Source organism: Alcanivorax sp. NBRC 102024, assembly GCF_001602235.1.
Lineage (GTDB): Bacteria > Pseudomonadota > Gammaproteobacteria > Pseudomonadales > Alcanivoracaceae > Alcanivorax.
Genome location: NZ_BDAS01000008.1, coordinates 102,034 through 125,651 on the forward strand (window position 1 = coordinate 102,034; position 23,618 = coordinate 125,651).

The 23,618-nt window shown below is 58.2% G+C and carries 21 protein-coding genes and 4 tRNA genes; 17 read left to right on the plus strand and 8 right to left on the minus strand.

The annotated features are described in order from the left end of the window. Nucleotides 1–111: 111 nt before the first annotated feature. Both serS and cysG read left to right on the plus strand, forming a co-directional pair. Nucleotides 112–1,404 (plus strand): serine--tRNA ligase, encoded by a 1,293-nt coding sequence (gene serS, locus A0251_RS12990; protein WP_062817280.1) that lies wholly within the window; start codon nucleotides 112–114, stop codon nucleotides 1,402–1,404. Nucleotides 1,405–1,436: 32 nt separating this feature from the next. After that, the gene (cysG, locus tag A0251_RS12995; protein ID WP_062817281.1) at nucleotides 1,437–2,828 is read left to right on the plus strand and encodes a siroheme synthase CysG; all 1,392 of its coding nucleotides are present in this window, start codon (nucleotides 1,437–1,439) and stop codon (nucleotides 2,826–2,828) included. 126 nt (nucleotides 2,829–2,954) lie between these two features. Here the strand turns inward: cysG and A0251_RS13000 are convergent, their stop codons facing one another. From A0251_RS13000 to A0251_RS13020, 5 genes are all read right to left on the minus strand, one after another. Continuing rightward, a complete protein-coding gene (locus tag A0251_RS13000; RefSeq protein ID WP_062817282.1) occupies nucleotides 2,955–3,956 on the minus strand; it encodes a glycosyl transferase family protein in 1,002 nt (333 codons plus the stop codon). A gap of 79 nt (nucleotides 3,957–4,035) precedes the next feature. Further along, nucleotides 4,036–4,287: a hypothetical protein gene (locus A0251_RS13005; protein WP_062817283.1), complete on the minus strand. Its 252-nt coding sequence runs from the start codon at nucleotides 4,285–4,287 to the stop codon at nucleotides 4,036–4,038. A gap of 4 nt (nucleotides 4,288–4,291) precedes the next feature. Further along, nucleotides 4,292–4,594 (minus strand): hypothetical protein, encoded by a 303-nt coding sequence (locus A0251_RS13010; RefSeq protein WP_156478291.1) that lies wholly within the window; start codon nucleotides 4,592–4,594, stop codon nucleotides 4,292–4,294. Next, nucleotides 4,587–4,946 (minus strand): sulfurtransferase complex subunit TusD, encoded by a 360-nt coding sequence (gene tusD / locus A0251_RS13015; RefSeq protein WP_062817285.1) that lies wholly within the window; start codon nucleotides 4,944–4,946, stop codon nucleotides 4,587–4,589. The genes A0251_RS13010 and tusD overlap by 8 nt, the downstream gene beginning before the upstream one ends. Then, the gene (locus A0251_RS13020) at nucleotides 4,946–5,626 is read right to left on the minus strand and encodes a Bax inhibitor-1/YccA family protein (RefSeq protein ID WP_062817286.1); all 681 of its coding nucleotides are present in this window, start codon (nucleotides 5,624–5,626) and stop codon (nucleotides 4,946–4,948) included. Before A0251_RS13020 ends, tusD begins: the two co-directional genes overlap by 1 nt. A 418-nt stretch (nucleotides 5,627–6,044) precedes the next feature. Between A0251_RS13020 and A0251_RS13025 the strand changes: the two genes are divergently transcribed. After that, nucleotides 6,045–6,132, plus strand: a tRNA-Ser gene (locus tag A0251_RS13025). A gap of 161 nt (nucleotides 6,133–6,293) precedes the next feature. Here A0251_RS13025 and A0251_RS13030 read toward each other — a convergent pair. The 3 genes from A0251_RS13030 to A0251_RS13040 are packed head-to-tail and all read right to left on the minus strand — an operon-like array spanning nucleotide 6,294 to nucleotide 9,258. Then, nucleotides 6,294–7,316 (minus strand): ArsA family ATPase, encoded by a 1,023-nt coding sequence (locus tag A0251_RS13030; RefSeq protein WP_062817287.1) that lies wholly within the window; start codon nucleotides 7,314–7,316, stop codon nucleotides 6,294–6,296. Further along, on the minus strand, nucleotides 7,316–7,585 hold the full coding sequence (locus tag A0251_RS13035; protein ID WP_062817288.1) for a cory-CC-star protein: 270 nt from the start codon (nucleotides 7,583–7,585) through the stop codon (nucleotides 7,316–7,318). The genes A0251_RS13030 and A0251_RS13035 overlap by 1 nt, the downstream gene beginning before the upstream one ends. After that, entirely contained in the window at nucleotides 7,585–9,258 is a 1,674-nt protein-coding gene (locus A0251_RS13040) for a carbon starvation protein A (protein ID WP_062817345.1), read from the minus strand. The genes A0251_RS13035 and A0251_RS13040 overlap by 1 nt, the downstream gene beginning before the upstream one ends. A 257-nt stretch (nucleotides 9,259–9,515) precedes the next feature. On the opposite strand from A0251_RS13040, the gene uvrY reads away from it, so the two are divergent. From uvrY to gspG, 14 genes are all read left to right on the plus strand, one after another. Beyond that, nucleotides 9,516–10,169: a UvrY/SirA/GacA family response regulator transcription factor gene (gene uvrY, locus A0251_RS13045; protein WP_062817289.1), complete on the plus strand. Its 654-nt coding sequence runs from the start codon at nucleotides 9,516–9,518 to the stop codon at nucleotides 10,167–10,169. Between the two features lie 86 nt (nucleotides 10,170–10,255). Continuing rightward, complete coding sequence (gene uvrC, locus A0251_RS13050; RefSeq protein ID WP_062817290.1) at nucleotides 10,256–12,079, plus strand: excinuclease ABC subunit UvrC; 1,824 nt, start codon at nucleotides 10,256–10,258, stop codon at nucleotides 12,077–12,079. A 246-nt stretch (nucleotides 12,080–12,325) separates the two neighbouring features. Further along, a complete protein-coding gene (gene pgsA, locus A0251_RS13055; protein WP_082810885.1) occupies nucleotides 12,326–12,925 on the plus strand; it encodes a CDP-diacylglycerol--glycerol-3-phosphate 3-phosphatidyltransferase in 600 nt (199 codons plus the stop codon). Nucleotides 12,926–13,098: 173 nt separating this feature from the next. Next, nucleotides 13,099–13,174 (plus strand) — tRNA-Gly (locus A0251_RS13060). Nucleotides 13,175–13,228: 54 nt separating this feature from the next. Further along, nucleotides 13,229–13,302: transfer RNA gene (locus A0251_RS13065), tRNA-Cys, on the plus strand. Nucleotides 13,303–13,324: 22 nt separating this feature from the next. Next, nucleotides 13,325–13,410 (plus strand) — tRNA-Leu (locus tag A0251_RS13070). 262 nt (nucleotides 13,411–13,672) lie between these two features. Further along, a complete protein-coding gene (locus A0251_RS13075) occupies nucleotides 13,673–17,344 on the plus strand; it encodes a response regulator (RefSeq protein ID WP_062817291.1) in 3,672 nt (1,223 codons plus the stop codon). Nucleotides 17,345–17,362: 18 nt separating this feature from the next. Further along, on the plus strand, nucleotides 17,363–18,226 hold the full coding sequence (locus A0251_RS13080) for a protein-glutamate O-methyltransferase CheR (RefSeq protein ID WP_062817292.1): 864 nt from the start codon (nucleotides 17,363–17,365) through the stop codon (nucleotides 18,224–18,226). Nucleotides 18,227–18,239: 13 nt separating this feature from the next. After that, entirely contained in the window at nucleotides 18,240–18,722 is a 483-nt protein-coding gene (locus A0251_RS13085; RefSeq protein ID WP_062817293.1) for a two-component system response regulator, read from the plus strand. Between the two features lie 32 nt (nucleotides 18,723–18,754). Then, complete coding sequence (locus A0251_RS13090; RefSeq protein WP_062817294.1) at nucleotides 18,755–19,300, plus strand: chemotaxis protein CheB; 546 nt, start codon at nucleotides 18,755–18,757, stop codon at nucleotides 19,298–19,300. 7 nt (nucleotides 19,301–19,307) lie between these two features. Continuing rightward, entirely contained in the window at nucleotides 19,308–20,444 is a 1,137-nt protein-coding gene (locus A0251_RS13095) for a response regulator (RefSeq protein ID WP_062817295.1), read from the plus strand. Between the two features lies 1 nt (nucleotide 20,445). After that, nucleotides 20,446–21,948, plus strand: a complete 1,503-nt coding sequence (gene gspE, locus A0251_RS13100) for a type II secretion system ATPase GspE (RefSeq protein ID WP_062817296.1) — start codon at nucleotides 20,446–20,448, stop codon at nucleotides 21,946–21,948. A gap of 15 nt (nucleotides 21,949–21,963) precedes the next feature. After that, the gene (gene gspF, locus A0251_RS13105) at nucleotides 21,964–23,184 is read left to right on the plus strand and encodes a type II secretion system inner membrane protein GspF (RefSeq protein ID WP_062817297.1); all 1,221 of its coding nucleotides are present in this window, start codon (nucleotides 21,964–21,966) and stop codon (nucleotides 23,182–23,184) included. Nucleotides 23,185–23,192: 8 nt separating this feature from the next. After that, a complete protein-coding gene (gene gspG / locus A0251_RS13110) occupies nucleotides 23,193–23,618 on the plus strand; it encodes a type II secretion system major pseudopilin GspG (protein WP_062817298.1) in 426 nt (141 codons plus the stop codon).

Consider the following 23,618-nt stretch of genomic DNA (forward strand, 5'->3'; position numbering starts at 1 on the left):
TGAAAAAACATTGTAGGAGCCATGCAAGCATGGCTCCTACAGGAAGAATCTTATCAGCGTCTTGCGTCAGGCATCTGGCGTCGGGCGTTTTTTGCCTGGAGTGAAACAAACATGCTGGATATTCGTGCCCTGCGTCAGGACGGTGAAGCCATCAAGGCAGCACTGGCCAAGCGTGGTTTTGACCTGGATCTGGATGCCTTTGCCGCCCTGGATGCTCGCCGCAAACAGGCGGACGTGCGATCCCAGGATCTGCAGGCCGAGCGCAAGAAAGCGTCCAAGCAGGTGGGCCAGCTGATCCAGTCCGGTATGAATGTGGAGCAGGCCAAGGCCCAGGTGGCCGAATCCCTGAAGACCATTGACCAGGAACTGGATCAGGAGGTGGCCAACGCCAAGGCGATTCAGGATGAGATTCGTGATTTCCTGATGGGCATTCCCAATGTACCTCAGGACGCCGTGCCTGCCGGCAATGACGAAGACGACAACGTGGAAGTGCGTCAGTGGGGTACACCGAAGACCTTTGCCTTCGAGCCAAAGGACCATGTGGATGTGGGCGAGGCGCTGGGGCAGGGCAGTCTCGATTTCGAGCGTGCTGCCAAACTCTCCGGCAGCCGCTTTGCGGTAATGACTGGTGGCCTGGCCCGTCTGCATCGTGCGCTAATCGATTTTATGCTCGATATTCATAGCAGCGAACACGGCTATGAAGAAGTTTATGTACCTTACCTGGTGGGTCCTGAAGCCCTGCGCGGCACCGGTCAGCTGCCCAAGTTCGCGGATGACCTGTTCAAGATGGAAGGGGAACGCGAGCTGTACCTGATTCCCACCGCCGAAGTCCCGGTAACCAATCTGGCCGCTGACGAGATTATCGATGCGGAGGCGCTGCCCCGGCGCTATACCTGCCATACCCCCTGTTTTCGCTCCGAGGCAGGCAGCCATGGCAAGGATACCCGCGGCATGATCCGCCAGCACCAGTTCGAGAAGGTGGAGCTGGTGCAGCTGGTGCGCCCGGAAGAGTCGGATGCGGCCCTGGAAGCCCTGACCGGTCATGCGGAAGCGATTTTGCAGAAGCTGGATTTACCCTATCGGGTAGTGATCCTGTGTGGCGGTGATCTGGGCTTTTCTTCCTCCAAGACCTATGACATTGAGGTCTGGCTGCCCAGCCAGCAGCGCTACCGGGAAATCTCCTCCTGTTCCAATTTCCGTGACTACCAGGCCCGCCGCATGCAGGCCCGCTGGCGTAACCCGGAAACCGGCAAGCCGGAACTGGTACATACTTTGAATGGGTCGGGTCTGGCAGTAGGGCGTACACTGGTGGCGATTCTGGAGAACTATCAGAATGAGGATGGTTCCGTAACCGTACCGGAGGCACTGCGCCCCTACATGAGAGGCCTGGAGCGGTTGCAGTAGCACGCTCCCGGTCATTGAAACAGGGAGCAATCATGGAATTCCTGCCAATCAGCTGGCGTCTGCAGGGCAAATCGGCCCTGTTGGTGGGGGGCGGCGAAGTGGCCCTGCGTAAGGGGCGTCTCCTGCACCGATCTGGCGCAAAGGTGAATGTGGTTGCGCCTGAAGTGTGCGCAGAATTGTGCGACATCGTGGCGCAAAGTGGCGGTGAGTGTGTTGAGCGTGCCTTTGAATCCGGCGATCTGACCGGTCAGGCTTTGGTCATTTGTGCCACTGACGATGGGTCCGTGAATGCCTCGGTGGCGGAATTGGCCCAGGAAAAAGGCCTGCCGGTGAATGTGGTGGATAACCCGTCTCTGGGAGATTTCATCTTTCCGGCCATCGTGGACCGTTCCCCGGTGCTGATCAGTATCAGTTCCTCCGGGGCCTCGCCGGTACTGGCGCGCAAGCTGCGAAATCAGCTGGAGTCTGCGTTGCCGGCTCGCTGGGGTCGCCTGGCTGACCTGATGGCCAGATTCCGCCAACCCCTCAAGGACAAACTCAAGAACGTGGGCGCCCGCCGCCTGTTCTGGGAGCAGGCCCTGGAGGGTCCCCTGGTCGAAAAAGTCATGGCCGGCAAGGACAGCGAAGCCGAAGCCATGCTCAGCGAAGCCATCGAGCAGGCCGATGCAGCCCGCTTGAGCCGTGGTGAGGTCTACCTGGTGGGCGCCGGTCCCGGCGACCCGGACCTGCTTACTTTCCGCGCCCTGCGCCTGTTGCAGAAAGCCGATGTGGTCCTCTATGACCGTCTGGTGGGACAGGGCATCGTGGATCTGGCGCGGCGGGATGCGGAACTGGTTTACGTGGGCAAGGCGCGGGACAAACACGCCTTGCCCCAGGACAATATCAACGAACTGCTGGTCCATTACGCCAAACAGGGCAAGAAGGTGTGCCGGCTGAAAGGGGGAGACCCCTTTATCTTTGGCCGCGGCGGCGAGGAAATTGACCTGATCGTGGCGGAGGGCATCGACTTTCAGGTGGTGCCGGGGATTACTGCCGCCAGTGGGTGTGCCGCCTATGCCGGTATTCCGTTGACCCACCGTGACCATGCCCAGTCCGTGCGCTTCGTTACCGGCCATCGCAAGGATGGGACCGTTACCCTTGACTGGGAGCACCTGGTCAGTGAAACGGAGACGGTGGTCTTCTACATGGGGCTGGTGGGGCTGCGACAGATCTGCACTGAGCTGATGGAACACGGCCGTGCCGGCGACACACCCATCGCCCTGGTGTCCCGCGGCACTACCAACCTACAGGAAGTGATCACCGGTACCCTCGAGAGCCTGCCGGATCAGATTGAAGGTCGCGAGGTTCATGCGCCGACCTTGATCATTGTTGGCAGTGTGGTGAGCCTGCATTCGCAGTTTGAATGGTTCGGGAAAGGCAATTAATAATTAATAATGGATAATTAATAACGACGCGAGATTGCCCGTCTGTTTTGAAAGCAAGAAGCCGCGACCATGGCTGTGGTCGCGGCTTCTTTGTCTGAAAACCGAATACGCTTGACCGCGTAACTATTAACTATTAACTATTAATTGCCTTTCCCTGTTCTGCCACAACTCACGTGCCAGCTCCTGTGCGTCTTCCAGCGAAGCCGCCCGGTCCAGTCCCCATAGCGCTACGGCTACGGTCTGGATCACTGCATTTTCGCCATAGTCATCGCTCTGCTCGTCACGCCATACCGCCAGCACGGTTTGTGCATCCGGCTCGCCAGGGGGGCTTTGCCGTGGCATGACGTTATCCAGAACGGCTGCGCCTTCCAGATGTTCGCCATGTCGGATGCCGGTGATCTGGGTGCGCGCATCCGGGCGGATTTCCAGTTCGCCGCCTTCGCCCTTGAATAGCAGCAGGTCCTGATCACCCGCCAGGTCGGCGGCGCCCTGGTGGAGCTCGATGTAGGCGGGGTGGAAGACGCTCTGCATGGACAGGGGCGCTTTGGCCGGATTGAGACTTCTCGCCAGCGTATTGATGGGGGAGCGCAGGCCAAGAAAGTAGCGCAGAGTCAGCAGGTGCGATAGTGGCGCGCAGAAAGTCTCCAGCGGCAGATACGCCAGGCCATGCTGATCCAGATGGGCGGCGGCGGCCTGTGGAGAATCGGCCACCGGCAGCCCCAGTTGTGGCAACAGCTGGTCACTGTAGACCCGGTTCGGGGTATGGGCGGGCCCGCCATGAAGCAGGGTGCGGATGCCATGGCTAGCCAGTAACAATGCTGCCAGCAGATACCAGGGGTGGTGCTTTTTCTTGCCCGCGTAGCTGGGCCAGTCAAGCTGCACGTCCGGCAGGTCGGCCAGCGCCCGGTAACACACCGGACGGCAGGCATCCAGAAAGCCGGCCAGCTCCTCGGGCGTTTCTTCCTTTACCCGTAGCAGCATCAGGAAGGCGCCAAGTTGAATGTCTTCCACCTGGCCATCGAGAATGGCCTGCATGGCTTCCCGGGCTTCCTCCCGCGTGAGACTGCGCCGTGCCCGTTTACCGCGGCCAAGTGTGCGTACAAAAGGGGCAAAAGCATGTTCAGTCATGGTTAACCTCGTGGATGCCCGTCACTTCAGGCAGGGAAGGGCGCATGTTGCGTGAAGCGTACGACGAGTGAGCGTGATATCAATACCAACTGGTACAGGGGCCATGTTCGGCGACCAGCTCCAGCAGCCGGGGGTGGTCAATAACAGGCAAGGTGTTGTCCGGCAGAGCCAGTGCGGAGTGCTGCAGCAAATAGCCTTCGCCTTTCAGTGCGAAGCCGGAAGCGCACAGCAGGCCGGCATCGCTGAACACGCAGATATCGCCGTCACGATACAGTGTCTCGAATGTCCGCCGTTGGGGACTGTGCGGGGGAAAACCGATCAGATGAATCATCGCTTCAGAACACCACAACCTGAGTGCACTGGTCGCGCAGCCTCAGCAAGGATTGAGAGTCCAGCGTCTCTACCGGGACTGGCGCCACTGGCGCAATACTGTCAGTGACACAGCGTACGCCAAAGTCGGGGAGCTGTGCCAGAGCGTCGCTGGGTGCCCGTTGCAGCTGAGACAGGGACGCTTCGGTGAGCCACAGGATCGTGGGCTGGCCAAAGGCTGCCCCGGTTAACAGCATATCCAGGGTTTCCTGAAACTGGCTGGATAACGGCGCACTGCCGGTGGCGATGTAGAGAATCGGGTTAGCCAAACTGAATGACCCGGTCGCTGTTGATAAGAGCATCGGCCCACTGGCCCAGACCGGCCAGAGTAAAGCCCTCTGCCAGGGTATCCGGTACCACGCCCCGTCGCTGGGCTGCGCCTACACAAACCACTGCATCAACAGGGTTCTCAGCCAGCCATTGCTGCCATTGTTGCGCGGCACAGGCCTGATCGCCGTCGCCACGCCAGGCATGACGGTTGGCAAGGTGCACGGCGTCACGGTAGAAGAAAAGGCGGTACAGATGGAAGTTGGGGTGGGCCAGTAATGCCCGGGCAGTATCAAGGGCAGTCAGTGCGGCGGCGGAATCCGCCGCCGCATTGACCAGAAGGGCAAACCGCATCAATCATCGCCACCAAGGGCGGTGAGCAGGTGCAGCAGAGACATGAAGAGGTTATACAGGGACACGAACAGAGTTACCGTGGCCATGATGTAGTTGGTCTCGCCGCCGTGGATGATGGCGCTGGTCTGCCACAGGATCAGCATTGAGGACAGCAATACGAAAGCGGCGGAGATCGCCAGGGCCAGTGCGGGTATGGCGAAGAAAATGTTGGCGATTGCCGCAATAAAAGCCACCAGAATACCGACCATGATGAAATTGGTCATGAAACTGAAGTCTTTCTTGGTCACCAGAGCGATGGCTGACATGGCCACGAAGATGCCTGCAGTGCCGCCCAGGGCCATGGTTACGATTTCCATGCCGCCCGGCATTTGCGCGTACATGTTGATGATCGGGCCAGTCGTAAAGCCCAGCCAGCCGGTCAAACCGAATACGGCCAGAATGCCCCAGGCGCTGTTGCGGAGCATGTTGGTAGCGAAAAGCAGACCAAAGTACACGCCTAGGGTCAGCCAGACGTTAACAAAGCCGATGTTGCTGGCCATGGCAAACCAGGAGGCGCCGGTGGCCACAATCAGTGACAGCCCCAGCAGCATGTAGGTGTTCTTCAATACCTGGGCCGCGCGCTCCCCGGTGACGGCTACGCCGTGCGGAGAGACGGAATAGGGGTTGGTCTGGTTATTCATGTGTTTGCACTCATCCTTAGGAATTGTCCCTGTGATAATAAGGGCGGTAACGCCAAAATCAAGCGAAGAAACAAGGCATAAAGGTCGATTTTTTATGGGTCCGACGGGGGATCAGGGCAGGGCGGGCGCTACAGCCGTTTTTCGACCAAAACGGCGCCGCAACAGGGTTGGTCCGAATCGGCAAAGGCATCGGGTTTTGCTATGACTGAACAAATGCTGATCGGCAGTGGCAGTCTCTCAAAGACAGGGAAGCGTTGATGAGGCGGCTACCCATGTGCAGTGTGGCTGATTGTTCCCGATTTAGTGAGGAGATGATTGAGTTGGCCCCGCAGCTGATTAACTTTCCACCAGTTGCAGCGAGGATTTGCGAAGCGCGATTGACTGACTTCATTGCTCATGTATTATTGCGGGCCTGTCTGGAGGGGTGGCAGAGTGGCCGAATGCACCGGTCTTGAAAACCGGCGACGGGAGACCGTCCGTGGGTTCAAATCCCACCCCCTCCGCCAAACAAGAAGCCCGTGCTCGCAAGAGCGCGGGCTTTTTTTATGGCCAATCGGGCGACGAAACCGACGACGGAGCGGTAGCGAGTTACGAGTTACGAGGAGCGAAAGTCGAAGCTGGTTTTGATTTTCGCTCCTCGTAACTCGTAACTCGAAAACCTGCGTGTCTATATCGTTGGTTCCAGCAAAGCCGCAAATTCCTGTAGCCCGTCCAGTCCCTGAATATCATCCTCCAGCAACGGTAGCTGGATTCTGGGTAGTCCTTTGAGCGCCTCATCCAGTTCGATCATGTGTCGTTGCTGACGCACCAGGCGGGCGGCGAAGAAAGCGCTGTCGGCGGCATCCGGGAGTACCCGGTTGACGATGGCCCCTGCCACCGGGATATGGCTGTCGCGCAGGGTGGCTACGGCGCGGGCGGTTTCCAGGATGGGCAGGCGTTCCGGGGTCAGTACGAACAGGAAGGCGGTGTGGTCCGGGTCGCTGAGCTGCCGTCGGGTGCGGTGGAACAGGCGCTGTCTGGTCATCAGCGTTTCTGCCACTTCTCGACTGCGCGGGTCCAGATCTGCGGTGGCGTGTTCGGTGGGGTCCTGCAGCGGGCTGTCCAGGTCCTTGCCGGGAGTCAGGTGTCCGAGCACCTTGCCCAGGGTTCGTGCTCTTTCATTGTGGCGTAACAGACCATCGGTCCAGGCGGCCATCACTTCCGGCAGGCTCAGCAGTCGCAGAGTGTGGCCGGTGGGTGCAGTATCGAAAATTACCAGGTCATAGTCGCGGCTGTCTTCATCGATAGTGCGAGCGATGCGTTCCAGCAGAGCCGCTTCCTGGGCACCAGGAGACTGGCGACTCAGACGCAATTGCTTTTCCAGCTCCCGCACCTGGTCCGGGCCGGCAAAGCGCCGCATCTGGGCACTGACACGATCCAGATATGCCTCCACTTCCTGATCCGGGTCCAGCTCCAGGGCGACCAGATTGGGAGCCATGCGGGTCGGGTGGTTGCCGATGGGCCGGTCGAAGGCGTCGGCCAGACTGTGGGCAGGATCGGTGGATACCAGCAATACCCGGCGCCCCTGTTCTGCGGCGCGCAGGGCCAGTGCCGAGGCGGTCGTGGTTTTCCCTACGCCGCCCTTGCCGCCAACCATCAGCAGGGACTTTTCCGCCAGCAGTCGATCCAGATCCAGAGCGGTCTCAGCCATCAGCAGCAGCGGAAATGGTCGAGCGGGGAGCGTTCCATACCCATGCGGGTATGCCAATCGTGGAAACGGTCCATGAGCAGCGGTTGCAGTTCCAGCGTGCTCCAGGCCGCCGGGTTGGGTACACCCATCATTTCGGCAAATACCAGCAGCATGAACAGGTCTTCCTCGTCCCGTTTGGCCCGAGCGATGGCCGCCCGATAGGGCGCGTTGTAGTACTGGGCGCCCAGTTCGCCCAGACGGCGAAAAAGCAGCCGAGTCTTGCCGGACATCAGATGTTCTCCGGTGGGGCGCTAAAGGCGCGTTTCAAGGCCGCTGCACACTCCAGGGTCACCAGCAAGGCGGCTACCAGTACGACCAGATCCAGTCCCAGCAGGAACCAGTCTGATTGGTCGTAGAAACTTTTCAGCTGGATCAACAGGGCGTACAGGGTCATGACCAACAGGAATATCAAAGGCGCCAGAGTATAAATGGCAGGGCGTCCCCGTTTCACGAGCATGATGGTGATCACCAGCAGGGTTAGTCCGGCCAGCAACTGGTTGGTGGTGCCAAACAAAGGCCAGATCAGCAGGCCGCCGGAACCGTCTGCCCCTCCGGCTCCAAAGGCCAGCAGTAAACAGCTGGCGACTGCCAGCAGAGTGGCGGGGAGAGGGCGGGTCAGCCACTTCTGCTGATAGATTTCCCCCCACTCCTGGAAGATATAACGCTGCAGGCGCAGGCCGGTATCCATGGTGGTGCCAGCAAACAGGGCTGCCATGACGGTGAGAAGTGTGGCCGCCACGCCCACATCCATGCCGGTACCACCGGCGAGAATATTGGCGCCACCGTTGACGAAGGCGCTCAGACTGCCATTACCGAAAGCGGTATAGACAGCCTGCCAGTCCGCCAGAGTGGCGAAGCCGGCAGTGGCTGCGATGATGGCCGCCAGAGCCAGGGCGCCTTCACCCACGGCGCCGAAATACCCGACAAAACGGGCATCGGGTTCCTTGTCCAACTGTTTGGAGCTGGTTCCGGATGCCACCAGTCCGTGGAAGCCGGAAATGGCACCACAGGCAATGGTGACGAACAGCAGGGGTAACAGGGAAGGGGTCCCTGCAGGCACATCGTTATTGATCATGGGGGCGACGACCTGTGGATTGCCAATCAGCACAGCGCCATAGAGCAGAATCAGCCCCACGAAAAGTTGTAGCCCATTGATGTAATCGCGGGGTTGCAGCAATACCCAGACCGGCAGCAGGGAGGCGATGGCCGCGTAGGCGAATAACAGCAGAATCCAGCTGGCGTTGGCGGAAAGGCCCATGACCTGTTCCGGTAATGTCACAGGGACCTGGGGACCCACATAAATCAGGCTGTACAGGGCGATCACACCCAGCACGGAGACCAGTCCCAGGCCAATGATACGGCGGTAAATGAGTTGGCCGATGATCAGTGCTACCGCGATGGCACCCCATACCGGGACCACGGACCCCGGGTTGTTGATCAACAGCTTGGCAATGACCACCCCGAAAACGGCATTCACCATCAACAGCACCAGGAAAATAACGATCATGAACACGGTGCGGGCTCGATAACCCACCACCTCGCCGGTGAGGGCGCCTACGGATTTGGCCCGGTTGCGGACACTGGCCCAGAGCGCACCGCTGTCGTGAACCCCGGCAAAAAAGACCGTGCCCAGCACTACCCAGACAAAGGCCGGCAACCATCCCCAGATCACCGCGATGGCCGGCCCGACAATGGGGGCGGCGCCGGCAACGGAGGTGAAGTGGTGGCCCCACAGGACAAAACGGTTGGTCGGCACAAAATCCACCCCATCCTCAAATTCGTGGGCGGGTGTGCGAAAGGCAGGGTCCAGCTTGTAGATGCGGGATGCAATAAAGCGGGAGTAGAATAGATATCCGGCGGCCATGCCACCCAGACCGAGCAAAAGTAAAACGATTGCGCTCATGGGGTGCCCTTTGTCATTGTCGCTATGATGGGCCCGTTCGGGCATGCAGCCTATGGTTAGCGGTTTTGCTGCCAGCGTCAACGCGACCAATGGCTAACCCGTTTTATGCAGGCTGGCCGGCGGGCGGTAAATATTCGGGGCACGTGCGCTATGTCATCGTTTGTTCATCTTGCCCTATGCATGCGGGTGCACAGACGCTACTCTTCGGAACATACTGAAAAAGAAGTGGGTAAAGGATTACCCGGGGGAAAGCAGCAATGATCAAAGTATTGGTAGTGGACGACCATGATCTGGTCAGAACCGGTATCTCCAGGATGCTGGACGAGGTTGAAGGTTTGCGGGTTGTTGGTGAGGCCAGCTCCGGTGAACAGGCCGTGCAACTGGCCAAGGAAACGGTGCCGGATGTGGTGTTGATGGACATCAAGATGCCAGGCATCGGCGGCCTTGAGGCAACTCGCAAATTGCTGCGTGTGGACGAGGGCATCCGCGTGATCGCGGTAACCATGTGCGAGGAGGAACCCTTTCCCTCGCGGCTGATGAAAGCCGGCGCCGCCGGCTACATGACCAAGGGGGCTGGCCTGGAAGAAATGGTCAGGGCCATCAAGGTTGTGACCACAGGGCAGCGGTACATCAGCCCGGAAATTGCCCAGACCATGGCGCTGAAGCCCTACACCGGTGAGGATGCCACGCTGCTGGATATGCTCTCCGAGCGCGAACTGCAGATCATGATGATGATCGTCAACTGCCACAAGGTGCAGGATGTGGCTGACAAACTGTGCCTGTCACCGAAAACCGTCAATACCTACCGCTATCGCATTTTCGATAAGCTGGGCGTGACCAGCGATGTGGAAATGGCTTTGCTTGCGGTACGCCATGGCATGCTGGATGCGGTTGAGAATACCGTTCCCTGATGGCAACAGGGCGGTCACGGGAAACAGACAACTGGCTGGGCGAAACTGTTACACTTTGTGGGCAGTAACCGGCCGAGATTGTTCCCTTGTCAGAGTTTGACCCGCAACATTTTCTTGATCACTGCGCTCGCAAGCCGGGCGTCTATCGCATGCTCAATGATGAGGGTGACGTCCTCTATGTGGGTAAAGCCCGTAATCTTCAGGCCCGTCTGAGCAGTTACTTCCAGAAGAATATTACCAGCCCGAAAACCCGGGCCCTGGTGGGGCGTATCGCCAGTGTCCAGACCACAGTGACGGGCAGTGAGGCGGAGGCCTTGCTGCTAGAGCAGTCGCTGATCAAGGAACTACGGCCGCCCTACAACATTCTCCTGCGGGACGATAAATCCTACCCCTACATCCGTATCACCAGCTCTGACCGCTTCCCGCGCATCACCTTTCACCGCGGCAGTCGCCGCAGTGGCAGCCATTACTTTGGTCCCTATCCAAGTGGTGGCGCGGTTCGTGAAGCCCTGTCCCTGGTGGAAAAGGTCTTCCAGGTACGTAACTGTAGCGACAGTTATTTTCGCAACCGCACCCGACCCTGTCTACAGCACCAGATCAATCGCTGTACGGCACCCTGTGTGGGGCTGGTGAGTGAACAGGCCTATGCCCGACAGGTGAAGCTGGCCATGGATTTTCTGGATGGCCGCAGCCGGGAAGTGGTGGAACAGCTCAGCCGGGAAATGGACAGTGCGGCCCAGTCACTGGATTTTGAGCGGGCCGCCATTATTCGCGATCAGCTGGCAGCCATACAGGCTGTTCAGCAAAAGCAGTATGCGGAAACCGGCCAGGGGAATCTGGATGTGGTGGCCATCGATAGCCGCCATGGACTGGCTGTACTGGAAGTATTGATGATTCGCGGGGGCAGGATTCTCGGCCACCGGACGTTTCGCCCGGATACCCGCGGCGAGGAAGATCAGAACGATATTCTCGAGGCCTTCCTGGCGCAATACTATCTGGGGGACCGGGAGGACCCGGTGCAACCCCAGGAAATCCTGTTGGGCCTGGAGCCTGCCAGCGCTGAGGCATTACAGCAGGCATTAAGCCAGCACTGGGGCAAGAAGGTGCGTCTGGCCTGGCGGGTTCGCGGAGAGCGTGCTGCCTGGATTGCCATGGCCCAGACCAATGCCCAGCAATCCCTGGCGGCCGAGCTGGCCGCCCGCGAGCACATGGAGCAGCGCTTTCTGGCCCTCGAGGCCTTGCTCGGGGCGGATGAGCCGGTTCGCCGGATCGAGTGCTTTGATATCAGCCATACCCAGGGCGAAAAAGCCGTGGCGTCCTGCGTGGTGTTCGACCAACAGGGCGCCAGGAAAACCGATTATCGCCATTTCAATGTGTCCCCGGCCCATGCCGGTGATGATTATGAAGCGCTGGAAGAGGCGGTGCGCCGGCGCTATCAGCGGGTGCTCAAAGAGCAGGGCAGGTTGCCGGATCTGCTGCTGATTGATGGCGGCAAGGGCCAGATGCAGCGCGCCTGGAGTGTGATGCAGGCGCTTGCCTTGCACGATCGCGTTCGGGTCATGGCTATTGGCAAGGGGCCCAGCAGGCGTCCCGGCTTTGAAGTGCTGTACCTGCCCGATGGTCAGGAACTGGTGCCCGGGCCGTCCCACTCCGCGTTGCACTTGTTGCAGCAGGTTCGCGATGAGGCCCACCGCTTTGCGCTCACCGGCCATCGCGCCCGGCGTGGCAAGGCGCGCAAGCAATCCTCTCTGGACGAAATTCCCGGCATCGGTCCAAAGCGTCGCAAGGCGCTGTTGACGCACTTTGGTGGCCTGAAACAGCTACGCAATGCCTCGGCCGGGGAGTTGGCCCGTGTTCCGGGGATCAATGCCCAGATGGCACAAACCCTGTATGACTGGTTTCATGATTAGGGGCGCTAACAGGCAGAATCGCCACGTGCGCTGAGTCAGGGTGGCCTGGGCTGATGATAAATCGGCAATGAGTCACCGTGGCCTTTCCGTTATACTGACTCTTTCGGCCTGTTATTGCCTGCGTTGATCGACAGCGGCAGACATTATGGCTGGCCATGCCCTGCGTTCGTGTCTTTTTATGCTCTTTGCAACGATTTCGACGGAGCAGCGGGGTATCAACAGGCCCTTATTTTGGCGGTAGTACCTATGCAGAAAACGAGCCCGATCCTGAATTTGCCCAATATCCTCACCATGATTCGTGTATTGGCAATTCCCGTTCTGGTTCTGGTGTTCTACTTGCCCTTCAAGTGGAGCGATATGTGTGCGGCGGCCCTGTTTCTGGCTGCGGGCATTACCGACTGGCTGGACGGCTACCTGGCCCGTCGCCTTAACCAGACCAGCCCTCTGGGGGCCTTCCTCGATCCGGTGGCGGACAAGCTGATCGTCGGGGTGGCCCTGGTCATGCTGGTGCAGGTGCACGCCACGGCCTGGCTGGCGGTGCCCGCCATGGTGATTGTGTCCCGGGAGATCGCGGTATCCGCCCTGCGTGAATGGATGGCGGAGCTGGGTCAGCGGGGCAGGGTGGCGGTCAGTCAGCTGGGCAAGATCAAGACGGTGACACAGATGACAGCCATCACCCTGTTACTGGCCCAGAAGCCCGAGTTCGATGCCCTGGGCGATATCATGATGACTCCCTGGTTGTGGCTCAGCTACGGTCTCCTGTATCTGGCCACGGCATTGACCCTGTGGTCCATGGGCGCATATTTGCGCGCTGCCGCCCCGGAATTGCTGAAAAGTGGTGACTGAGCGGAGTTAAGCCGGCCCGCGCGAGTCTGGCCCTGGCAGAATCGAGGGTTTTTTAGTCAAAGTGCTGAAAAATCAGAAAAAACCAGCCGGGCCGGGTTGACAGTGAGGGGGCGATGGGTAGAATTCTCCCCGCAACGAAGCATGCTTCGCGGCGACTTTTCAAAGCAAGACAAGCGGGAATAGCTCAGCTGGTAGAGCACAACCTTGCCAAGGTTGGGGTCGCGAGTTCGAATCTCGTTTCCCGCTCCAAGTTTTCAAAAGCCTCGGTTCCGCCGAGGTTTTTTCTTGGTAAATCAGTTTAAAGGCGCGGTGGCAGAGTGGTTATGCAGCGGACTGCAACTCCGTGTACGCCGGTTCGATTCCGACCCGCGCCTCCAATTTTCGACCTGCACGGTCACCGCCCGGGTGGCGAAATTGGTAGACGCAACGGACTTAAAATCCGTTGACCTTTGGTCGTGCGGGTTCAAGTCCCGCCCCGGGCACCAGCTTCCTGTTATTGCTTTCCCCCTCCCGGTGATACCCATTCTGACTCGGCCCGAGTCTGCACCTGCCGCTAGTCAGAAAAAATCCCAGTCAAATCAACTATCTGGTTACGCAACTTCAGGCACTTTATTGCCGTATCAGCCCGCTTTCTGGTAGCCTCACACTTTAGTCTTAGCCTGGTCCGCCATCCCATCACGGATACAGGCATGGCCCTTTCGGGGGGCAATGAGAACAAAAAGCCGGAAAGGCGAGAGGGCTATCTGAATGAACTGGTTCCAGAACCTGTCAGTGCGGCTGAAGATCCTGTCTGTGGCCGGGCTGGGGATTGCGTTGTTCGTCGTTTATGCGGCCTACAGCTTTTATATCGCCGAAACCAATATTGATCACCTGAAACGTATTGAAAGCCAGGACTTTCCCGTTCTGGAGTTGGTTAATGCCAACAATGTGGATTTCATTGCCATCAGTGAATCCTTTATTGCTGCCATCACCCAGGCTGACCCGGATCTGTTGCAGGAAGCGCAAAGTCGTGCCGCCGAGTTCGAGCAGCGGCTGGCGGATATTCGTCGCACCGACCCGAGCCTGTCGGGCAGTGTGGAGGATTTGCGTCGCAGCTTCAGCGCCTATATCGGCGAAGCCACCACCCTGGCGCGCAGCTTGATTAACAGCGATGCGGCCGCCGATGATCTGTATCAACGCATCAGTCATGTTCGTGGCCTCCAGGACGCCTACGAGACGCACCAGAAAGCTTTCGAAAAGCAGCGCTACGAGGCGTTTCGAGACACACTGAACGCCAGCCGCTCGGACAATCTCAGCACCCAGAAAATCGGCCTCTTTCTCGGCCTGGTGGCCTTTACGCTGCTGGCTCTCATTGCCCTGCGGGTTACCCGTGCCATTACCTTGCCACTGGAAGGCGCGGTAAACGCTGCCGACAATATTGCCAACGGCAAGTGGGATACCAAGATCGAGAAGGGCGGTCGTGATGAGACCGGTCACTTGCTGCACGCCATTCGCAAGATGCGTGATTCGCTGATAAAGCGCCATACCGAGGATCGTCGACAGGAAACCATCAAGAACCATCTGGCCGAGCTTAACAACCGCATGCGCGGGGAGATGAGCTTCGAGCAGCTGGGCAACAATATGCTCAGTTTCCTGGTGCCGGTGCTGGAAGCCCAGGTGGGGGCCTTTTACAGCTTTGACCCGGCCACCGAGCAGCTCACGTTAAGTAGCTCCTATGCCATGCAGCGCCGCAAACATCTGGCGAATACGTTCCGTCTGGGCGAGTCCCTGGTTGGCCAGTGCGCCCTGGAGCGCAAGAGCATTCTGCTCGAGCAGGTGCCGGAGGATTACATCAGTATCGCGTCGGGAACCGGTACCGGGCAGGCCCGCAATGTGATGGTGATGCCGGTTGTCCATGATGACGAAATCAAGGGGGTTCTCGAGATCGGTGCTTTCCGGGAATTCAGTGATGAAGACCTGACATTCCTGGAACAGTGCGTTTCGGTGATTGCGGTATCCGTGCACAGCGTACAAAGCCGTATGCGGCTGGCACAGATGCTGGAACAAACCCAGGAGCAGGCTGAGGCCCTGGAGCGGCAGAAAGAGGAAATGGCACAGGTCAATGAGGATCTGGAAGAACAGGCCATGGAGTTGTCTGCCTCCGAATCCCGACTGCAGCAGCAACAGGAAGAGCTCAAGGCAATTAACGAGGAACTGGAATCCCAGACGCAGGCCTTGCGAGCCTCAGAGGAGAGTCTGCAGGCCCAGCAGGAAGAGCTCCGGGTCACCAACGAGGAGCTGGAAGCCCAGGCACGCCTGCTGACCGAACAGAAAACGGAAATGGCGCAGAAGAACGACGAACTTGAGTTGCTTCGCCATGAGCTGGAGGACAAGATCCGCGAACTGGAGATGTCGTCCAAGTACAAGTCCGAGTTCCTCTCAACCATGAGCCACGAACTGCGGACACCGCTCAACTCGATCCTGATTCTCTCCAATGCGCTGGGCCAGAACAAGAAGGGTAATCTGGATGACAAGCAGGTCGAGCATGCCCAGGTCATTCACTCCGCGGGCTCGGATCTTCTCAGTCTGATCAACGATATTCTCGATATTTCCAAGATTGAAGAAGGCAAGATGGATGTCATCATTGATGACTTGTCTGCCCAGGAAATTGGTGAACATTTCCGGCGTAACTTTGCCCACGTGGCGGAAAGCCGCAATCTGGATTTCCATGTCAATCTGGGCGACAACCTTCCTGATTATTTCTACACGGATCGTCAGCGCCTTGAGCAGATCATCAAGAACCTGCTTTCCAATGCCCTGAAATTTACCGAGCAGGGCTCAGTGACACTGACCATTGCCCGCCCGGAAGAGGGGGAGTCCCTGCCGTCCCGCCATCTTCTGCCCGAGAAAACCATCAAATTTGCGGTTACCGACACCGGTGCCGGCATACCGGCCGAAAAACAGAAACTGATCTTCGAGGCGTTCCAGCAAGCGGATGGCACCACCAGCCGCAAATACGGCGGTACGGGTCTGGGGCTGACGATTTCCCGCGAACTTGCCCGCCTGCTGGGCGGGGAGATCAGCCTTTACAGTGACGGGGAAGGCACCGGCTCCACGTTTATGCTGTATCTGCCTGAAGGTTCTGCGGAATCCATGGATGCCACCCCTGGTGATGTGTCCGGTGAGGCAGATATTGGCAGCAACGCGGAAGCCCACACCGCCGCATTGACCCCGAATGAGTCGGGTCGAGACGATTTTGTGGTGCGGGAAAAAACTGTATTGATCGTTGAGGATGACATTGAATTTGCCAATGTCCTCCTGGAGTTGGCCGCTGACTACGGGCTCGAAGGGCATATTTGTTCTGATGGTGAGGCCGGTCTGGAATACGCCAGTCACTACCGTCCCAGTGCCATCATTCTGGATATCGGTCTCCCCGGTATTGATGGATGGGAGGTCATGGAGAAGCTCAAGGCGGATCCCCGCACCAAGGATATCCCCGTTCATTTCCTGTCCGGTCGGGATGAGCGCAAGAAGGCGCTGGAGCTGGGAGCCATCGACTTTCTCACCAAACCTGCCAAGCAGGATGACATCCTTTCTGCTTTCGCCAAGATTGAAGGGGCCATTGAGACCAATGTTCGGCGCCTGCTGGTGGTGGAAGACAGTGAGATACAGCACGAGAGTATCCGCGAGCTGTTTGACCAGAAAGGGGTGGAAATTACCGCCGCCACCAGTGGTGAGGAAGCGTTGAAAGCGCTTCGCGAAACCGTTTTCGATTGCATGATCCTGGATCTGACCCTGCCGGACATGAGTGGTTTTGAATTACTGGAAACCCTGCACGCCAGCGAGAGTTATGACAGCGTTCCGGTGGTGATCTATACCGGCAAGGACATGACCCGTGAGGAAGAGGCGAAGCTGCGCAAATACGCGGATCGAATCATTCTCAAGACAGAACGCTCCCATGAACGCCTGCTGAATGAGGCCTCCCTGTTCCTGCACTGGCTGGAGTCCACATTGCCGGCCAACCGTCGTCCCGGCAATGATGCGATTGAGCATCGCGATGACATTTTCGAGGGTAAACAGCTGCTACTGGTAGATGATGACATGCGCAATATTTATGCGCTGTCGGCCCAGCTTGAAGAGCTGGGTTTCGACATCACCATTGCCAATAATGGCCGTGAAGCCCTGGATGTGCTGGAAGCGAATCCGCAAATGGATATCGTGCTGATGGATATCATGATGCCGGAAATGGATGGCTATGAGGCCATGAGTCTTATCCGTGAGCAAAGCCGTTTCCAGAAACTGCCGATCCTGGCGCTCACTGCCAAGGCCATGAAAGACGATCGGGCCAAATGTATCCAGGCCGGGGCGAATGACTACTGTTCGAAACCGATTGATATGGCAAAACTTACCTCGCTGTTGCGGGTCTGGCTCCACAAGTAGGTCTTGGAGGATCAATGAATGGCTGAGCCTTATCCCATCGATGATGACGAGGTCAATGTGGAGGATATTGAAATCCGCCTGCTGATGGAGGCCATCTATCAGATGTACGGCTACGATTTCCGTTCCTACAGCAAGGCCTCCATTCGTCGTCGTGTGATGCACAGAATGACCATGTCCGGCTTCGCTTCGATCATGGAGATGACGGATAAAGTGCTCAGGGACCGGCCGTTCTTCGTGACCTTGCTCAATGATCTGACGGTCAATGTGACAGAGATGTACCGTGACCCGGAGTTCTATCGCGCCTTCCGTGAAGAGGTGGTGCCGGTACTGAAAACCTTCCCCTTCATCAAGATCTGGCATGCTGGCTGTTCCACCGGCGAAGAAATCTATTCCATGGCCATATTGCTGGAGGAAGAGGGGCTCTACGATCGCGCCATGATTTATGCCACCGATATCGACAAGAATGTGCTGGCGTCCGCCAAAAAGGGCATTTATTCCATTGAGGCGGTGAAGCAGTATGGCGACAACTATCGCCGGGCTGGAGGCCGTCATTCCCTGTCCGACTATTTCACCGCACGCTACGACAGCGTGATCATGGAGCAGCGCCTCAAGCGCAATATCGTTTTTGCCGACCACGACCTGGCAACGGACCAGGTTTTTGGTGAAATGCATGTAATCCTGTGCCGCAATGTGCTGATCTATTTCGATCGTGCCCTGCAGGCCCGGGTGATACGGCTGTTCAGCGACAGCCTGGACATGGGGGGTTACCTTTGTCTGGGTACCAAGGAAAGCCTGCGTTTCAGTGGTCAGGAAGAGACCTTTGATGTGATCAATACACCGCTGCGGATATTTCGCAAACGGCAATTCCCTCACAACGCATGATTAGAGACAACCAATGATAGAGCAGAAGCTGCTACTCGTGGATGACCAACCCGCCAACCTGGTGTCGCTGGAGGCAGTGCTGGAAGGCGAGGGGCGAACCCTTATCAAGGCGTATTCCGGCCAGGAAGCATTGAAGATTCTGCTCAAGGAAGATATATCCCTGGTGCTGCTGGATGTGCAGATGCCCGGTATGGACGGCTTTGAAGTCGCCGAGCTGATGCGTCAGAGAAAAGATACCCAGACGATCCCTATTATCTTCGTGACGGCGATCAGTAAAGAGAAGAAGTATGTCTTCAAGGGATACCAGGCAGGCGCTGTGGACTATCTGTTCAAGCCCCTGGACCCGTTGATCCTGAAGAGCAAGGTGGATTTCTTTCTCAGCCTGGACAAGCAGAGGCGGGAACTTCAGCAAAAACTGCGTGAGGCCCAGGCACACCGCGCCGCCTATGAAGCGGGCAAGAGCCAGCGCGGGGAGGGCAGTGGTAACCCATCGTGATAAACAGGATCGGACCGGTAAAGGCGATCGTCATGGGGGCCTCCTGGGGAGGGTTGAATGCCTACACGACCATCTTGTCGGCATTGCCAGTGGGGTTTCCGGCCGCCATTTTGCTGGTTCAGCACCAGCACGCCAGTGCTGAAAACCGGCTGCCATGGCTATTGGCCCGTTATTGCCAGTTGCCCGTGATCGCGCCGGAAGACAAGGAAGACATTCAGCCGGGTTGTGTCTATGTGGCACCACCGGGTTACCACATGCTGGTGGAAGAGGACGAGACGCTGGCATTGTCTGCGGGAAGGCCCGTACACTTTTCCCGGCCGTCGGTAGACGAGCTGTTCCTTTCCGCCGGGGCGGTCTACGGAAAACAGCTTGCAGGGGTTATCCTTACCGGCGCCAATGAAGATGGAGCAAAAGGAATTGACTACATTCACCGTCGTGGCGGGTTCACCATTGCCCAGTCACCGGTAAGCGCAGAAGCACCGGCCATGCCCGAAGCGGCAATAAAAACAGGTGCAGTTTCCAGAGTGCTCGACCTTGAAGCAATCGGGCCCTTTCTGGCAGAAAAGGTTGCAGGGTAGTAGACCTATGAAGCAAAACATTTTGGTTGTGGATGATCACAGGGAAAATCTTATCGCCCTCGAGGCTATTCTTGACGGGGAAGGGCGAAATCTTGTCATGGCACAATCAGGCAATGAAGCCTTGTCATTGGCGCTGAAGTACGACTTCGCGCTGGTGTTGCTTGATGTGCAAATGCCGGAGATGGACGGTTTTGAAGTCGCGGAGTTGATGCGCAAGAACAAGAAAACCCGCCATATCCCCATTATCTTCGTGACGGCTATTTCCAAAGAGCAGAAGTATGTCTTCAAGGGCTATGAATGTGGCGCTGTGGACTATCTGTTCAAGCCCATCGACCAGAAAATTCTCGAAGCCAAGGTAAATGTGTTTCTGGAGCTGGATCGCCAGCGAAAGAAACTGCAGCAGGCAGTGGTGCAGATGAAACGCCTGAAGGACGAGAATGAGCGGCTGCTTCATGCCCTGGGTGAGGCACTGATCGGTGCCGATGCCGGCGGCAAGGTATCGTTCTGCAATGAAGCCGCCTGTGCACTGCTGCGTCGCCCCCGTGATGAGTTGATAGGCCGGGATATTGCCGCGCTGATTTTCAATGATGATACCGGCAAGCGCCGCTGGGAGTGGCAGGAATCCCCCCTGCGGCAGGCCTGCCAGCAGGGTGAAGGCTGGAAAAACGAACACAGCCTGTACACACAGGACGAGGATGGACTGGTAGCCTTGTCGGTACGGGGTAATGCCATCAATGACGATGCCGGCAATTTCACGGGTGTGGTTATTGTGCTGCGCAAGGCGGATGACGAGAATGATGTCCGCGACAGCCGCAAGGACCACCGACGCCACCCCCGCAAGAAACTGTTTAGGGAAATGGTGGTGTTTGATCGAAGCACCGGTGGTAACGTGGGCCGCCTGATGAATATCAGCCTGGACGGGTTCAAGCTGTTTACCCGCCGGGAAATCTCCCAGGGTGAGGTGTTGCAGATGGGAATGGTGCTGCCGGATCAAATTTCCGGGGTCAACACCATCAGCTTTGACGCCAGAGTAGTGTGGTCGGAAGTCCTGGACGCTCCCGGAGAGTATCAGGTGGGTTTCCAGTTTCTGGCACTGACAGAGATCACCGCCAATGTGATCGAGAATTTGATGGACAAATACTGAAATGAACGAGCACATCGAGACGCCGGAAAATCAGGACCTTCCCCCGTCATTGCTGCCCTATGGGTTCGCCCGGCGCTACGGTGTGTTGTTGCGTGAAAAGGATGGGCGCCGCGAATTATGCTATCGCAAGGACGTCCCCCTTTCCGCCCTGAGTGAAGTGCAGCGTCACATCGGCCGGTTGCCCACCCTGGTTCCCATGGATGACGCCGCATTTACCGCAGCCATGGCGATAGCCTATGAGCAGCAGCGGGGGGCTGCCGCGGAGGCCGCTGACGACCTGGAAGGTCTGGACCTTGCCAGCCTGGCGGATTCCCTGCCGGAAACCTCCGACCTGCTGGAACAGGAAGACGATGCGCCGATTATCCGGCTGATCAATGCCCTGCTGCAGGAGGCCATCCGTGAGGATGCTTCCGATATCCATATCGAAACCTTCGAGCGACGCCTGGTAGTGCGCCTGCGGGTAGATGGGGTACTGCGTGAAATCCTGACTCCCAAGCGCGAACTGGCGCCCCTGCTGGTTTCCCGGATCAAGGTAATGGCCAGGCTGGATATCGCCGAGAAGCGGATTCCGCAGGATGGCCGTATCTCCCTGCGTATTGGTGGGCGAGATGTGGATGTGCGGGTATCCACCATGCCTTCCAGCAATGGCGAGCGGGTGGTGCTGCGTCTTCTTGACAAGCAGGCAGGGCGTTTGCAGTTATCGCACCTGGGCATGGGAGATGTCTGTGACCAGCATATGCGCGAGCTGATTCACAAGCCCCACGGGATTATCCTGGTGACGGGGCCCACCGGTTCCGGTAAAACCACCACCCTGTATGCCTCTCTGGCGGACCTGAACGACAGCACCCGCAATATCCTGACGGTAGAAGATCCGATCGAATACCAGCTTGAAGGCATCGGCCAGACCCAGGTCAACAGTAAAGTGGACATGACCTTTGCCCGCGGATTGCGCGCCATCCTGCGCCAGGATCCGGATGTGGTCATGGTGGGGGAGATCCGCGATCTGGAAACCGCAGAAATCGCCGTCCAAGCATCCCTGACCGGTCACCTGGTGCTGTCTACCTTGCACACCAATACCGCCGTGGGCGCGGTAACCCGCCTTCAGGATATGGGGATTGAGCCCTTTCTGCTCTCCAGTTCCCTGCTGGGGGTTCTGGCGCAACGACTGGTGCGGGTTCTCTGCGATGACTGCAAGACCCCCTATCAGCCCAGTGCCAGCGAATTGAAAATGATGGGATTGCCGGAGGATGAATCCTGTACCCTCTATCACCCCAAGGGCTGCAATGCCTGTAATCAGCAGGGCTACCGTGGGCGAACCGGTATCTATGAGCTGGTAATGATTGATGAAACCATGCGCCAGCTGATCCATGACCGGGCCGGCGAGCTGGAACTGAACCGACATGCCCGTACCCTCACCAGTGGCATCCGTGAGGATGGCTGGCGTAAAGTACTGGCTGGACACACCAGCGTGGAAGAAGTGCTGCGTGTGACCCGCGAGGACTGACCGGACCCCTGATCCATGCCTGCATTCGAATATCGATCCCTGGATCACAGGGGCAAAATCAAGAAAGGCACTCTGGAAGCGGACAGTGCCCGTCAGGTGCGTCAGCAGCTCCGTGACAAGGGCTGGGTGCCCATTGAAGTGCATGAAGCCCATGACTCCGGCCGTTCCGGCGGTCTCGGGCAATTTTCCGCGTCTGGCAAGCTGAAAGGGGCTGAGCAGGCCCTGCTGACACGCCAGCTTGCGACTCTTCTCAAATCCGGCCTGCCTGTGGAGCAGGCATTGTCCGCGGTGGCCAAGCAGGCCGCCAATGACAGAATCGAACGCATTGTTCTGGCAGTTCGCGCCAAGGTGCGCGAGGGCTTCAGCCTGGCCAGCAGCTTTGAATCCTTTCCCCGTGCCTTCCCGGAGATGTACCGGGCCACCGTGGCTGCGGGTGAGCAGAGCGGACACCTGGAGCAGGTTCTCGAGCAACTGGCGGATTACCTGGAAACCCGTCACGACACCGGCCGCTCGGTGGCGCAGGCGATGATCTATCCGGCCTTTATCATGGTGTTCGCCACCATTGTCATCATGCTGATGATGACCTTTGTGGTCCCCAAGCTGGTGGCGGTGTTTGAAGGCCGTGACCAGACCCTGCCCCTGTTGACGCGTATCGTCATGGCGCTCAGTGATTTCGCCCGCGATTGGGGCTGGTTGCTGCTACTGGTTGTCGTTGTGGCTGTTGTGGCCTTCATGCGCGCCATGCGTGATCCCGGTTTCCGCCTGCGAGTGCACCGGAAAATGGTCACCATGCCCATGGTCGGCACCATGTTGCGGGCTGCCGACAGCGCCCGTCTCGCCAGCACACTGGGGATTCTCGGTCGTTCCGGGGTGCCGCTGGTGGATGCCCTTTTTATTGCCGCCCAGGTGGTGGGCAATCTTGAAGTCAGAAACGCGGTGAAGAATGCCGCGGCCAAGGTCCGCGAGGGCGGCAGCCTGAGCCGGGCCCTGGACGCCAGTGGCTATTTCCCGCCAATGCTGGTGCAGATGATCGCCAGTGGCGAGGCCAGCGGGGAGCTGGACCACATGCTGACCCGCGCAGCCGACTACCAGGAACGGGAATTGAGCAGCACGGTCAATACCATGGTGGGGCTGTTGGGGCCCATCATGCTTCTATTCATGGCGGGTGTGGTGGTATTGATCGTACTGTCTGTGATGCTGCCCATCATGCAGATGAACAACTTACTAGCTGGATAGGTGAAGGAATGAAAACGAAAGGCACCATGTCAGGGTTCACCCTGCTGGAAATTATGGTGGTTGTTGCCATTATCGGTCTGCTGGCCGCCGTGATTGTTCCCAATGTGATCGGGCAGGGTGAAGGCGCCAAGGTGGACCTGACCAAGGCCAACATGGGGAAAATCGTCCAGCAGCTGGACCTCTACAAATTCAACAATGGCAGCTACCCCACCAGCGAAGAAGGCCTCAATGCGCTGGTTGAGCGCCCCGCATCCGCCCGTAAATGGCCTGATGGCGGGTACCTCTCCAGTGTGCCCGAGGACGCCTGGAATAATGATTATGTCTATATCAGCCCCGGTGTAGACGGGCCCTTCGACCTGCTTTCCCTGGGCGCTGACGGTGCCGAAGGTGGCGAAGGGACCGATGCCGACATCAACTGGCGCGACATTCAGTAA